The sequence below is a fragment of the Liberibacter crescens BT-1 genome (assembly GCF_000325745.1).
Classification (GTDB): Bacteria; Pseudomonadota; Alphaproteobacteria; order Rhizobiales; family Rhizobiaceae; genus Liberibacter; species Liberibacter crescens.
In genome coordinates this window covers 578,869-593,482 of record NC_019907.1, presented here as the reverse complement: position 1 = coordinate 593,482, position 14,614 = coordinate 578,869, and the positions used below count along the sequence as shown (strand labels likewise).

Genomic DNA, 14,614 nt, shown 5'->3' with positions numbered 1-14,614 from the left:
TTGATAAATTTTAATTGCAAAAATTGCCAAAAAATAATCAATATTTACAGACAAAGACTTTAATAAATTTTACAACATAAAATTCTTATAGCATACTTGAGAATGCGCCTATTATAAAAAGGATGTTATGATCTGATGAATATAAAAATCAAAATATTCCTTATTATCGGAATTATGTTGATAACATCTTTTATAAATGAGCCAAGCAATGCTCAGGATGATTCTACAAAAAGATTTTCACAACAATCAAAAATTCTTGTTATACCCCTGAAAAATCCGAAGGAAGAAAGCATTCCCTCTAAAGAAATAAGCAATGTTTTTCCTATCGACAACCCAATAAAAAATGATGTTTCTAAACAAGAAAATATTCCTGAAAAAGATGCTCTTAGATATGGACTTGAAGCATTAGAGCATAATGATATCCCCAAAGCAATCTTGATACGCAACAGGATAACAAAAACTCTTTTTGACAGGAAGATATTAACCTGGGCAATCGTTATTTCAGGACGAACAGAGGTACCTTCTGCAGAAATTATTGATGCAAAAAAAGAACTCATCGAATGGCCTTATGCCAATAAATTTTGGAGTTTTTTAGAGCGAGCTCTCTTTTATGAGCATTCTCCTGAAAATCAAGTTTTTCATGTTTTTCAGGAGCATTCTCCTGTAACTCCTGAAGGAGCTATACTTTTAGCAAAAATATTTTTAAAACAAAAAAGTCCGGAACATGCCAAACATCTGATACGTCTTATCTGGAGAACACGAATATTCGATACATCTATTGAGGATAATATTCTCCAAAATTTTTCATCTCTGCTCACTGCTGCTGATCACAAGGCACGTATGGATTATCTTCTGTTTCATAATAAAATTAATCAGGCACAACGTTTTGCCAAGATGGGAAAAGCGCAATCTCTTTACGATGCATGGAAAGCTGTGAACAGCCGATCAAAAACAGTAGTCGCTCTTCTTCATAAAGCTGATAAGCAATGGCATCATGATCCTGATTATTTATTGATCCAGATCAAGAATTTTCGTCTTCAAGAAAAATATAATGATGCTGCTTATTTGCTTGGAAAAAGACCTCGAGATCCTGAAAAACTCATTAATCCTGAATTTTGGTGGACAGAACAAAGAATTATAAGTCGTGCCTTACGAATAAAGGGGGAATTTCAGGCTGCTTATAACCTTGTTATGGATTATGCTGCTACTGACAATAAAAGTATTGTTGATGCCGAATTTAATGCCGGATGGTATGCATTGCAAACACTACACCAACCTGTAATTGCAACAAAACATTTCAATAATATTATGAAAATTTCCAATAGCCCCTTATCCATTTCACGCGCTTTCTATTGGCTGGGCAGAGCTTCTGAATTAAAAGATAAAAAGCAGGCAATCCTTTATTACAAACAAGCATCATCGTATTCTACAACTTTCTATGGACAACTTGCAGCGATGAAAATAGGTCTTCATCAAATTATTGTGACAAAAAAGACCCCTACTCCTGCAGATTACGATCATTTACTTTTGAATCCAATCTTCCAAGCTATCCTAAGGCTTGAAGCTATTAATTGTTACAAACAAGCAGATGATCTCTATAATTTTTTGGCTGAAAAACTTGTAAAACCAGAAGAAATAGCAATTTTGGCCAATCTCGCCGAAAAAAATCACAGGCAGAAACTTTTATTACAAATAGGGAAAATAGCCTATAGACGAGGAATGAACATGACAGCTATTGCTTTTCCTCTTGGTATCATTCCTGAAAAGATACAGATCTCTAAAAACGAGAAAGCGCTGGTTTATGCTATTTCAAGGCAAGAAAGTGAGTTTGATCCTCAAGCTATATCCTCTGCTGGTGCTCAAGGATTAATGCAGTTATTACCTTCAACTGCCAAAAAAGAAGCAAACTCTCTGAAACTGGAATGGAACAAAGATAGACTCCTTAACGATACAGGCTATAATATTAGCCTCGGATTGAGTTACATAAAAAGACAGATCAATCATTTTAATGGCTCCTATATTCTAGCTATTGCTGCCTATAATTCTGGACCAGAAAATACTTCCCGCTGGATTGTTCAATATGGTAATCCGAGCCACTTGCCTCTTGATAAAGTCATTGACTGGATAGAACAAATCCCATTTTCTGAAACACGAAACTATGTCCAGCGTGTTATGGAAAATTACGAAGTTTACAAGTCACAATTTGGAGAGCCAGTTAATATAGAACAAGATATCATGCACTCTTTTTCTCCTTAACAAGCCTTATTGTATCAAAAATTAAACAAAAACATGAATATAAAATAAAACTCTTGCAAAAATACGATAACAGTCCTTTATATTAAATATTCTATTTTATTATAAATTTTTAAGTTTAAATATGATTTCAAGAGTTTCTACAGTTGCATTTCAAGGCATAGAAGGAGTGGCTGTCGACGTTCAGGTAATGATTTCTCCTGGAAAAGTTGGTATACAAATTGTTGGTTTACCAGACAAGGCAGTCGCAGAAAGTCGTGAACGGATACAAGCAGCTTTATATGCCTGTGGACTTGCCCTCCCTGCAAAACGGATTACAGTCAATCTTGCACCAGCTGATTTACCCAAAGAAGGCTCTCATTTTGATTTGCCGATTATTTTAGCCCTGATGAGCTCTATCCAAGCGCTACCTTCAGAAAGCCTGGCACATTATTTGGCTCTTGGAGAACTGCACCTTGATGGCTCCCTTGGCCCTATCAATGGTGTACTTCCGGCAGCAATTTGCGCAAAAAATTTAAACAAAGGGCTTATATGTCCTAAAAGCTGTGGTTCTGAAGCTGCCTGGGCAAATGAACATCTTGATATTCTGGCACCTGACACTTTGATCGAGCTGACCAATCATTTCCGAAAAACCCAGATATTGTCCCGACCTCAGCCAGCCAAGAGATCCCAAAACCTTACCCTTTCAGATCTTTCAGATATCAAAGGACAGAAAGCTGCCAAGAGAGCCCTGGAAATTGCAGCTGCTGGTGGTCATAATCTGCTGATGATGGGTCCTCCAGGTTCAGGTAAATCTCTTCTTGCTTCCAGGCTTCCTTCAATACTTCCTCCCTTGTCAACGGCCGAACTCCTTGAAGTTGCAGCAATTCATTCAATGGCAGGACAATTGAGCCATGAACAAAATCTCTCCCAATATCGACCTTTTCGCTCACCGCATCATTCTGCAACAATGGCTGCATTGGTCGGAGGTGGAACACGCGTACGTCCTGGAGAAGTATCTTTAGCCCATAACGGCGTTTTATTTATGGATGAATTCCCGGAATTTTCTCCACAAGCTCTCAATGCACTTCGTCAACCACTTGAGACAGGCGAATGTATTATTGCACGAGCTAATCGCAGTGTTCGTTATCCTGCACGTATTCAACTGGTTACTGCCATGAATCCCTGTCGATGTGGTATGGCTGGAGAAGGTGATACCAGCTGTATTCGAGGTCCACGCTGTGCAATTGATTACCAAGCCCGTATTTCTGGTCCACTTCTAGATCGAATTGATATTCGGATAGAAATGCCCGCTGTATCAACAACAGATCTTCTGATGCCCAGCAACGCAGAATCAAGTCAATCTGTTGCAGAACGTATCTTGAAAGCGCGTCAATACCAGCAACAAAGAATGGAGAAAATGGGGATCTCTTCTGTTACAAATAACGCGCATTGTTCTGTAGCCCTTATAGAACAGATCGCGGTACCTGATTCACAAGGAGTTTTGCTTCTCAACGAGGCTGCTGAAAAAATGCATTTTTCAGCACGCGGTTATCATCGAATTCTGAAAGTAGCCCGCACGATTGCTGATCTTGATCAATCAGAAATCGTAAAAAGCATTCACCTTGCTGAAGCAATTGCCTACCGTATACCCAGTGAATCTTTTACAAAAATTGCTTAAAGAAAAAATACAGCATTATGTGTTTAAAGAGTCCCTGTAGACCCAAAACCACTATCATTTCTATGTGTTATTTGAAGTACAGGAACAGCAGTAATTTCAACACGAACACATGAAGCTATAACCATCTGCGCAATACGCATTCCCCGTTTGACGATAAAAACATCCGAACCAAGATTGATTAACAAGACTTTCAATTCACCACGATAATCACTGTCAATAGTTCCAGGAGAATTAAGGCATGTAATACCATATTGAAGAGCCAATCCAGAACGAGGTCTGATTTGTCCTTCATAATCAGAAGGAATTGCCACAATAATACCAGCAGGAACCAAAACACGCTGACCAGGTATTATTTTGAGATTCTCATTTTGAGAAAGCGCTGCGCGCAAATCCATACCTGCTGCCCCTTCTGTTTGATAGGAAGGCAAAGGGAGGCCTTCTGCATGCGGAAGGCAAACAATTTCAAGAGGAATCTTTATCATCGGACTTCATATAAACCCATGAATAAAGTATAAGTCAATATTCTTCTCTGTAAAAGTAAAAATATCTTTACTGCCGATAAAATTTGATTTGTTATATAAATATTGTTATAATGTTCGCTAAATATTTTATATTTATACACTTAATGTTCTTTTTATGTTTTTTTATTTTAACCTTTAAAAACAATGAAGCATCTAACAGAGATCACAAACAAATCGCTTTGCAAATAAAGTAGATTCCTTTATTCTTATTTTATTTAAAAAGTGTTATCCTTTTATTTTAAGAATTTTAAACCCGAAAAGATTTTAAATGAATTTTATTGCTCCCTGGAAAGAAATATGTTTCCGTTTCAACAGTCCTACCTTTTGGAGGATCAATCTTCTCGCTACCCTGAATGGCCTGTTCTTTGCTAGCCTGACTGTGAACATCGCAGAACCACTGTATGGTATGTTTATATCTGAAATGACAGGAATAGCTAATCTTCCATTTCTTAAAGTATTCATTTTCAACTTAATATTTTCTCTTCTCTACGTAGGCATAATATTTCGATTCGTAGCAATACAGACTATTGCCTTTTTTATCCGGATTTGTCTTTGTAATCTCTTCCTGAATGCCAATCGATGGGCCACAATTGTTTATTATACTCTCTTGATACTCCCTCTGATCGCTGATCCTACCTTGCCTGAAACCTTACTATTGTTTTTTGTCTTCCTAATATTAGGAGTTCTATACGCAATGAAAGTTGCTCTCTTATTCTTTTTTATCCCGGTTTGTCTTTGCAATCTCTTCCTGAATACCAATCGATGGGGCACAATTGTTTATTATACGCTCTTGACTACCCCTTTGATATTCTGTCTTATTCCCTTCTTGTATCCGTTCTTGAGTACCAGGATCACTGTTATTTATAGCGTCTCTCCTGGACCAATATTGGGCTATACACTCTGGAGATATTGTCTCCTACACTACACGGATCTAAAGGACGATGATAGAGAACGGTTACCTACCATTTCATCCTGGGAAATATGCCGCCCTATCATAAATGTTTTAAGAAACCTTCTGGTGATGATGATCATGTTAGGAATTCTTATGAAAGCTTTTATGATATACTTTATCGGATGAAGCATTAACAAGATAGAAATCATCATATTTTTTAAGTAAAATTGATTTTTGCTCTTGTCTTTTTAAAGAAATGGTTTTGTATAAAAATACAAATTTCCTTTATTTTTATTTTATTTAAAAAGTGTTATCCTTTTATTTTAAGAATTTTAAACCCGAAAAGATTTTAAATGAATTTTATTGCTCCCTGGAAAGAAATACGTTTCCGTTTCAACAGTCCTACCTTTTGGAAAATAAATATCCTTGCCACTCTCAACGGTATGTTTTTTGCTGGCCTGACTGTGTGCTTCGCAGTAGTAATGCATATACTTATACGTGACATGACAAGAACAATTAATTTTTCCTTTCTTCAAGAATTCATTGTAATCTTAATATTTTCTCTTTTCTACGTGGGCATAACATTTCAATGCGTAGTAATACAGACTATTGCCTTTTTTATCCCGGTTTGTCTTTGCAATTTCTTCCTGAATGCCAATGGATGGGCCACAATTGTTTATTATACTCTCTTGATACTCCCTCTGATGGTTGATCCTCTAACATTTTCTCTAGCCTTAATGATGTTTTTAGCCTCGCTAATAGTAGGAGTTCTATACGCAATGATAGTTGCTCTCTTATTCTTCTTTATCCCGGTTTGTCTTTGCAATCTCTTCCTGAATACCAATCGATGGGGCACAATTGTTTATTATACCTTCTTTACTTTTTTGATGTTTTATCTTATTTATCCCCTTCGGCCGTTCTTGAGTAGCATGTTCACTGTTATTTGTAGCGTCTTTCTTCCTGGAGCAATATTGGGCTATACCCTCTGGAGACATTGTCTCCTATACTACACAGATCTAAATGACGATGATAGAGAACGCTTACCTATCATTCCATCCTGGGAAGTATGCCGCCCTATCATAAATGTTTTAAGAAACCTTTTGATGGTGCTCTTATTAATACCTCTTATTGTAGCTGTTATAATGACGCCATCCTTGAGCAGTATAAAGCATTAACAAGATAAGAATCATCATATTTTTTAAGTAAAATTGATTTTTGCTCTTGTCTTTTTAAGGAAATGCTTTTGTATAAAAAATACAAATTTCCTTTTATTTTAAGAATTTTAAACCCGAAAAGATTTTAAATGAATTTTATTGCTCCCTGGAAAGAAATACGTTTCCGTTTCAACAGTCCTACCTTTTGGAGGATCAATCTTCTCGCTACCCTGAATGGCCTGTTCTTTGCTAGCCTGAATGTGAGCTTCGCAGGAACACTGTATATATTTATAACACTTGACATGACAGAAACAGGTAATCTTTTATTGCTTCAAGGATTCATTTTAAGCTTAATATTTTTCCTTTTCTACGTGGGCATGAATGCCAATCGATGGGCCACAATTGTTTATTATACTCTCTTTATACTCCTTCTGATAGCTTATCCTCAATTATTGACTCTACGCTTACTAGTGTTTTTTGCCTTCCTAATAGGATTATTTGTATACACAATGACAGTTGCTCTCTTTTTTATCCCGGTTTGTTTTTGCAATCTCTTCCTGAATACCAATCGATGGACCACAATTGTTTATTATACGCTCTTGACTAACTTTTTGATGTTCTGTTTTCTTTCCTTCTTTCAGCCGCTCTTGAGTAGCATGTTCACTGTTATTTACAGCGTCTTTCTTCCTGGAGCAATATTGGGCTATAACCTCTGGAGACATTGTCTCCTATACTACACAAATCTAAAGGACGATGATAGAGAACGGTTACCTATCATTCCATCCTGGGAAATATGCCGCTCTATGATAAATGTTTCAAGAAACCTTCTGGTGATGGTCTTGGTAACAGGTCTTATTGGAGGTTTTGCGATATCCTTGTTTGATAATATACTTGATCGGACGAAGCATTAACAAGATAAAAATGATCATATTTTTTAAGTAAAATTGATTTTTGCTCTTGTCTTTTTAAGGAAATGGTTTATTTCTAAAATGATACAAACTTCCTTCATGTTTGACTTATAAACTTACAATTGTTGTTATTTTAACCTGTTTTATTCAATTTTTAATTAAATTTTATTTAATTTATTACGAAAGATTTTAATCATGAGTTTATCGCCGGAACAGCTTACCACAATAAACAGTCTTTACACGAAACTCGCGGCTACTCCAAAGACGGATCGTGCACAGATTAAATCTCTGGCCTTGGAGTATTACGACTCTATCAAGCCTGTTGACGCATGGTATGCCACAATGGCCCAGAATGTTATTAAAGACGAAGGATTAAGCGCTATTACGGCCAATAATTATGCCTATAACAAGCTGAACCATGATCTTGGTCTGGATTATCCTTCCCACGTACCAGAAATCTGGAAAGGCCTGGCAATGGCAGACTATGAGGCCCGCAAAGACAAGAAAGATGGTCATCTGAAGAAGCTTAGTGGTGCAGACATTGCGCAATATCACACGGATGTTTTTAAACAGGTTTACGGCTCTGCTTCAAAAGCAGAAGAAGCCTGGACAGCCTATCATATCACCAAAGTATTCGGATCCGAAAGCTGGGTGGGAAAAGATGAGTTTTGGGATGGATTATGGAATATTTACCTGCCCATGCAATGGGGAGCAAAGTTTTCAAATCCAAAAGCTCCTGAGTACCGACATTACTTTGAGTGGATTCAGGATATGCGTGCATTTGCCTGGGATGGACGCAAGGGGTGGTTTGAAAAAGGCGATAGCGTCATGTGGAAATCTCTGGGAGAATGTATGAAGGACATGGATCCTAAGCTCGAGGATATGATAACAAAATGGCAAATCATGTTAAAAATAGGAGTAGAGGCGAATATTCTTGAAGAATATTTTTTGCACGTACTCCATGGATATAGCGAAACTCTTTCTAAACCTTTGTCCAGAATAAAAAATTTCATTCAAAAGACAGCAAGCCGTATCAAGATTGAGCATAAAAAAATCAACAAAATTCTTGATGCTGAAAAATCCTTGACCTCTGTCAAGCAAGACATCATGCTGGCCAGTTACAAACAGCCCGACGAACCAAAATTGGAATTAATTGCTTTTCTGACCACACCTCATGTACCAGAAATCAGCAAACCTGTCCAGCTTGCCTCCTTGAACCCTGACCTGCTATCCTTACCAACTCTAAAAAAATCCTTAAGCAAAGCAGCCCGGAATGAAGAAAAAGTCTCCGGCGAGATGCTCAAGCTGATCAATGAATATACCCCGGAAAAAATCCTTTTCGCCATTAATAATAAACATGTCAAGGCAGGTAAAAAAGACAGTCTGATCATCGGTACACAGGGCAACGATAAATTGGCCGGAGGCAATGGCGATGACCTGATCATTGGCGGCGAGGGTAATGATACGCTGAAAGCAGGTGACGGCAATAATATCCTCATCGGCGGACCAGGCGCGGATAAGCTTATTTCTTACAATACAGAAGGAATGCTTAATTATCTCTATGGTGGTGAAGGTAATGACAAAATCATTATTACTTCTCCAGCGGAGATGCACGACGATAAAAGATTTATGCTTGAAAATCAGAAATTTATTGTTGAAGGGGGTAAGGGAGATGATATTATTACAGTCAATGATCGTTTCTTGGATCCATTGAAAATATCTTTTTGTTGTAATGAAGCCCCTCCGAGAAATGTAACATTTGTTTTGCATAAAGGAGATGGTCATGATTTGGTTCATAATTACAGTATCTACTTTTGTACAAATAACATTACAATCTACTTTCCAGATATTGAGGATCTATCAGATCTTTCTATAAAACATTATTGTATAGAAAAAGATGACCAATATGATAACGAATATTCGGTATGTACTCAACCATTTAACATATTAACTCTGCAAATTACCTCAACAGGTGACAGCATTAGTTTTTCAGAATTTTTTTGTTTTGACAAAATAAGTCTGAAATTTAAGGATAAGATGATTGATCTGCCACCTCAGAAAGAACAACCAATTACTCGAGAGATGTATAATAACTTTATTCGTACAGCAGAGAAGAAATATGATCAAGAACGCCATGCTCCCACTGGCGAAGACAAAGCTTTAATACGAACAGTCAGGGATGTGATGACCGATATCTCTTCTTCCGAAACTGTTGAGGAGGACCTGTCTGCCCCTTCCTTCCAGGAAGCCTCTGCAATCCTTGAACCTGCAGTCTTATCCTATCAAGATCTTCAAAGACACGATATTGATAATCCATTGTATCATCTCCAGGATGAACAACAGGATGATCTTCTGCATACATCATCAGACATGCATCATATGTTCCATGATGATGCACTGGTTGCATAAGAGCTCTTAGATCTCACTCAAGGAGGGCTTTCTTATTCAAAGAGAGCCTTCCTTAAGGCTCAATCACTGCACAGCCCCTTTTCAAGGAAAAGCAACTGTCATCACCAGGTATATCGAACAGAAAGTGAAATATCCCTTGAAAAATGAATTTGATCCTATAAAAACTAAAAACAGAACTGATATGCGCTAGATTAGCTTTTTATTTTAAAACGCATCTCGAAAGAACACTTTATCCGAACAAATTTATTCCGCATTAACATTATTTAATGCAGAATAAATTGTAATTGTAATCATGTTGTTAACATTAAATTATTAGTTGTTATAATAATTTCGCAATGCCAAGAATCAACTATCAGTGATAGAAATAATGTGTAAAAGAGTGTCTATTAAAAATAAGTTGTTCATCACTTCCTATATCGAAGAACAAATGCAAACCCATGACTTTTTGACAATCTTCAAAACATTATTTTTAATCTCTTGCTCAAAGGAAGGGATTGTTAATGAGGTTTGTTGCTTCAACTCATGAAATCAAGTTTCGCTTTACAAATAAACTTTTCTGGAAAAGAACCCTGACTGCAACGTCCATAGGTATACTCTTTTCTATATTTGTTACCGGAGTAGCGGTATCCATAATACACACGGCAATATCTTTAAGCTCACATATAATCAATTATTATACTTTAAAAAGAAGTTCTGGATTTTATTCTATTCTAATGTTTGTTATGATCAGTGGCCCTTCTCTTGTTCTTTTGGCTTCCTTCAAAACAATTCTTGCATCCATGTTTCTGATCGTTATATCCAATTTTTTCTTGAAGACACATTTCTTCTCCACGATAAGTTATTATTTTCTTTTCATCCTTTTGTTCTTTTCTTCTATTTCTTATTATCTGTACAATCAAAAAATTGCGGAGCTAACCGCCATTTACAGCGCCATAGCTGGACCAATATTAGGTTATATCATATGGGAGATGTGTTTAAAACATTACGTAGATCATAGCAAAGCTCTGCTTTCAAAATCATCTTTAGAGGCGGATTGGCAATATTTGATAGTATTTATTGGTATAATGGCCTTAAGTACACTCTTGATATTTTAATAGTGCTATGTTTTTACAATAAAACATTACATATTTGAATAAAAAGGCCCTTCCCCTCCTTGCGGTGGCACCCAACAAATATTTTGATTAGGGTCCTTGATAACACATGTCTTGCAATGAATACAATTCTGAGCATTAATAACATAACTCATTTCGCCATTTTGTTCTATCCATTCATAAACTCCTGCCGGACAATAGCGTGTTGAAGGACCAGCATAAATACCTAATTCTGATTTTTTCTGCTTCAAGGAATCTTTCACCAATAAATGGACAGGCTGCTGATCACTATGATAAACATTTGATAAAAATACCGATGACAAACAATCAAAAGTCAATACCCCATCTGGGTTAGGGTATTCTATCTTTTTATGCTTTGATGCCGACTCAAGAGCATTGGAATCCTTACCTGTATGATTCATGGTGCCAAACAAAGAAAAATTCCATAAACTATTACTCCATACATCCAAAAAACCAAGTGGTATTCCTAATAATGAACCAAAGCGTGACCACAAAGGCTTAACATTTCTGACAGGCCAAAGATCCTTACCTATATTTGTTTGACGCCAATTCTGTTCAATTTCTACAGGTTCATCATGCATCCGTCCTGCAGAAAGAATCTCTATGAGATTATCTGCTGCGAAAATCCCTGATAACATAGCATTATGAGATCCCTTGATCCGTGGCAAGTTAACAAAACCAGCAGAACAACCAATCAAAGCACCTCCCGGAAAAGAAAGCCTGGGAACAGACTGCCATCCCCCTTCAGTAATAACACGTGCACCATAAGAAATACGTTCACCTCCTGAAAACATTGATTTGATATTTGGATGTGTTTTAAATCGCTGAAACTCTTCATATGGAGAACACCAAGGATTACGATAATCAAGATGAAGAACAAACCCAATACTGACCAGATTACCGTTAAAATGATAGATAAACCCTCCTCCTCCTGTTTTTTTATCAAGTGGCCAACCTAAGCTATGTACCACCAGCCCCTCATGATGTCGTGAGGATTCAATACGCCACAACTCCTTAATTCCAAGACCAAATTTCTGAGGCTGACGACCTTCTGCCAAATGATACCGAGCAATTAACTGTTGGGTCAAGGATCCACAAGCTCCTTCTGCAATTAACATATATTTGCTTAACAACAACATAGGAGCAACATAATTTTCACCTTGCGAACCATCGCGGTTTTTTCCCATTTCGCCTGCAAAAACGCCGATTGCTGCACCAGTATCGGAATAATGAATTCCTGTTGCAGAAAAACCGGCATAAATTTCAACTCCAAGTTTTTCTGCTTCTGTAGCCATCCAACGACAAACTTCTCCAAGGGAGACGATATAATTTCCTTGATTATTCATTAACGGCGGCATGAGCATTTGTGGTACACGCACTGAATACCGGGAACTTAAAAACAGCATTCTATCTTCACGTACCTGAGTATAAAATGGATGCCCTTTCTTTTTTTCCCAATTAGGGAAAAGAGTATTGATACCTACCGGATCAATAACCGCACCAGATAGAATATGTCCTCCCACTTCTGCTGCCTTTTCAAGAACAATTACAGATAATTCAGGATCTTTCTGTTTAAGACGAATTGCAGCTGAAAGACCTGCTGGTCCAGCACCAACAATAAGAACATCACATTCTATTGTTCCTTGCACAGAAAACTCATAATTCTTACTCATAGCGATTGCTCTCTTCATTTAAGCATGTAAAAACTAGCAACAGCACATTTAATTTTACTCTGCCGAAATCATTTTTATTGTATCCAATCTCTAACTTTGTATAGGTCTTTTTAAAGTTTTACAAAATATTGGAATGACATGAAATTCCCGCAGACAAAGATAAAAGGAATCACAAATGAATAAATTTTATAGACTGTTGGATCTCTTTTCTCATATTCTGCTTATCTTTTATATATTCCAAAACGATGCTTTAGCGAATAATCAAATAATTGGTGTCGTTGCCCCTAAAAATGGACAATATGCAGTTCTTGGTAAACAAATTTTTCAAGCTGCACAATTATTTTCTAAACAAACAGGAAACAAAATTATCGAAATAGATGAAACCTGTACACAGGATAATGGTCAAAAAATTGTCCAACCGCTTGTCAATGCAAACGCAATCGGTGCAATTGGCTTTCTTTGTTCAGAAACGCTTGAAGGAGCTTTACCAGAAATGAAAAAGGCTCATCTACCTGTACTGACCGTGTCTGTACGTTCCCGAGCACTGATGGAAGATGCCTTGCAAAATGATTGGCCATTTTTTCGCCTTGCACCTTCATCAGAAGATGAAAGCAACTATGCTGTGCAAATGATTATATTATCCTGGAAAGGAAAAAAAATAGCTCTCCTGGAAGATGGCAGTCTTCAGGGGCATGAATTGGTAACAACTATTGGTAATACACTCATTAATCAGGGAATCAAACCTGATGTCATAGAAGTCTTTAAACCGCAACAGGACCAACAAGTAGCTTTAATCAAAAAATTAGTGAAAGCAAATATAACGCATGTATTTTTAGCAAGTGAACGTTCTGATGTTGCGATCATCGCACATGATGCTGCAAGGCTAAAAACAAAAATGACCTTTATGATGGGTGATGCCATTCGTAATAAAGATGATAAAATGCCATTACCTGCAGGAATATTATCAGTATGTTTACCTGACTATAGCGCATCTTCGAGTGCAAAAGAAGTGATGAAAATTTTTAATAAAGCATCTCTTCACCCAACAGGTTACAGTCTTCCAACCTGGGCAGCACTACAAATTCTTGTGAAAGCGAATGAAAATGCTCAGAAAATAGGCTCAAAAACTGAATCAAACATAGCGAAAAAAACATTCCAAACAGTTCTTGGACAAGTAACTTTTACTGCAGGTCATGCAATGCAAGAAAATCCATTCCGTCTGATGTTATGGGATGGGAAAAACCTTATTGAAAGAGATTAATCAATGATCTATTGTAAACTCATAACATAAATGTTACATTTTGAAAATATATTATTGGGCAGTGGCAAGGATATATTAATTTATGAATTTACCCATTCGGATTGTTCCTTCTGTTCTTGCTGCAGATTTTTCACGTTTAGGCGCAGAAGTTCGTGATGTAACCTTAGCGGGTGCAGAACAAATTCATCTTGATGTTATGGATGGTTCTTTTGTTCCAAACATTTCTTTTGGCGCCAGTGTTATTAAATCTCTTAGACCTTATAGTAATGCTCTTTTTGATTGCCATTTAATGACCTCATCTTTTGATCAATATATTGAAGAGTTTGCACATTCTGGTTGTGATATTATTAATATTCATGCTGAATCCCATATTCATCTACACCGTTCATTACAAAATATTCGTAAATTAGGTAAACAGGCTGGTGTAGCTATAAATCCTGCAACACCTTTATCGGTATTGGAATATATCCTGGAAGAGGTTGATCTCATCATTATTATGACTGTCAATCCTGGTTTTGGCGGACAAAAACTAATTCCATCAATGATCGACAAAATTCGTCAAACAAAAATTCTCATTGGAGATCGACATATTTCCATAGAAGTAGATGGCGGCGTGAACGCTGAAAACATTGGTACTCTTGCAAAAGCTGGTGCGAATATCTTTGTAGTAGGATCCGAGATATTTAACAATAAAAATAAGCTATCCTATACAGAATCTATAAAAATCCTCAAAAATAATGTATTGGCTGCTTTATAAAAGTTTAGAAATCA

The 14,614-nt window shown here is 36.8% G+C and carries 10 protein-coding genes; 5 read left to right on the top strand and 5 right to left on the bottom strand.

The features are described 5' to 3' along the window. Positions 1-135 precede the first annotated feature (135 nt). Positions 136-2,256, top strand: a complete 2,121-nt coding sequence (locus tag B488_RS02650) for a lytic transglycosylase domain-containing protein (RefSeq protein WP_015272966.1) — start codon at positions 136-138, stop codon at positions 2,254-2,256. 121 nt (positions 2,257-2,377) lie between these two features. Then, positions 2,378-3,913 (top strand): YifB family Mg chelatase-like AAA ATPase, encoded by a 1,536-nt coding sequence (locus tag B488_RS02645; protein ID WP_015272965.1) that lies wholly within the window; start codon positions 2,378-2,380, stop codon positions 3,911-3,913. A gap of 23 nt (positions 3,914-3,936) precedes the next feature. Here the strand turns inward: B488_RS02645 and dut are convergent, their stop codons facing one another. From dut to B488_RS07165, 4 genes are all read right to left on the bottom strand, one after another. Continuing rightward, positions 3,937-4,395 carry a dUTP diphosphatase gene (gene dut, locus B488_RS02640; protein ID WP_015272964.1) on the bottom strand — a complete coding sequence of 153 codons (459 nt, stop codon included), beginning with the start codon at positions 4,393-4,395 and terminating at the stop codon, positions 3,937-3,939. Positions 4,396-4,698: 303 nt separating this feature from the next. Then, on the bottom strand, positions 4,699-4,896 hold the full coding sequence (locus B488_RS07175; protein ID WP_157058173.1) for a hypothetical protein: 198 nt from the start codon (positions 4,894-4,896) through the stop codon (positions 4,699-4,701). Positions 4,897-6,120: 1,224 nt separating this feature from the next. Beyond that, positions 6,121-6,321, bottom strand: coding sequence for a hypothetical protein (locus B488_RS07170; RefSeq protein ID WP_041770637.1), 201 nt, complete (start codon positions 6,319-6,321; stop codon positions 6,121-6,123). Between the two features lie 653 nt (positions 6,322-6,974). Then, positions 6,975-7,202, bottom strand: coding sequence for a hypothetical protein (locus tag B488_RS07165; RefSeq protein WP_041770634.1), 228 nt, complete (start codon positions 7,200-7,202; stop codon positions 6,975-6,977). A 381-nt stretch (positions 7,203-7,583) separates the two neighbouring features. Here B488_RS07165 and B488_RS06810 point away from each other — a divergent pair, with 381 nt between their 5' ends. Further along, positions 7,584-9,797, top strand: coding sequence for a calcium-binding protein (locus tag B488_RS06810; protein ID WP_015272960.1), 2,214 nt, complete (start codon positions 7,584-7,586; stop codon positions 9,795-9,797). Between the two features lie 1,120 nt (positions 9,798-10,917). Here the strand turns inward: B488_RS06810 and B488_RS02610 are convergent. After that, complete coding sequence (locus B488_RS02610) at positions 10,918-12,582, bottom strand: electron transfer flavoprotein-ubiquinone oxidoreductase (RefSeq protein ID WP_015272958.1); 1,665 nt, start codon at positions 12,580-12,582, stop codon at positions 10,918-10,920. Between the two features lie 175 nt (positions 12,583-12,757). Between B488_RS02610 and B488_RS02605 the strand changes: the two genes are divergently transcribed. Then, positions 12,758-13,843, top strand: coding sequence for an ABC transporter substrate-binding protein (locus tag B488_RS02605; protein ID WP_015272957.1), 1,086 nt, complete (start codon positions 12,758-12,760; stop codon positions 13,841-13,843). Between the two features lie 82 nt (positions 13,844-13,925). Further along, the gene (gene rpe, locus B488_RS02600) at positions 13,926-14,600 is read left to right on the top strand and encodes a ribulose-phosphate 3-epimerase (RefSeq protein WP_015272956.1); all 675 of its coding nucleotides are present in this window, start codon (positions 13,926-13,928) and stop codon (positions 14,598-14,600) included. Positions 14,601-14,614 lie beyond the last annotated feature (14 nt).

Bases quoted from the DNA above. Each gene is read 5' to 3' on its own strand.
- B488_RS02605 (WP_015272957.1), top strand. From the start codon at position 12,758: ATGAATAAATTTTATAGACTGTTGGATCTCTTTTCTCATATTCTGCTT.
- rpe (WP_015272956.1), top strand. From the start codon at position 13,926: ATGAATTTACCCATTCGGATTGTTCCTTCTGTTCTTGCTGCAGATTTT.
- B488_RS02645 (WP_015272965.1), top strand. From the start codon at position 2,378: ATGATTTCAAGAGTTTCTACAGTTGCATTTCAAGGCATAGAAGGAGTG.
- B488_RS07170 (WP_041770637.1), bottom strand. From the start codon at position 6,321: ATGTCTCCAGAGGGTATAGCCCAATATTGCTCCAGGAAGAAAGACGCT.
- B488_RS02610 (WP_015272958.1), bottom strand. From the start codon at position 12,582: ATGAGTAAGAATTATGAGTTTTCTGTGCAAGGAACAATAGAATGTGAT.
- B488_RS07165 (WP_041770634.1), bottom strand. From the start codon at position 7,202: ATGTCTCCAGAGGTTATAGCCCAATATTGCTCCAGGAAGAAAGACGCT.
- B488_RS06810 (WP_015272960.1), top strand. From the start codon at position 7,584: ATGAGTTTATCGCCGGAACAGCTTACCACAATAAACAGTCTTTACACG.
- B488_RS07175 (WP_157058173.1), bottom strand. From the start codon at position 4,896: ATGAATACTTTAAGAAATGGAAGATTAGCTATTCCTGTCATTTCAGAT.
- B488_RS02650 (WP_015272966.1), top strand. From the start codon at position 136: ATGAATATAAAAATCAAAATATTCCTTATTATCGGAATTATGTTGATA.
- dut (WP_015272964.1), bottom strand. From the start codon at position 4,395: ATGATAAAGATTCCTCTTGAAATTGTTTGCCTTCCGCATGCAGAAGGC.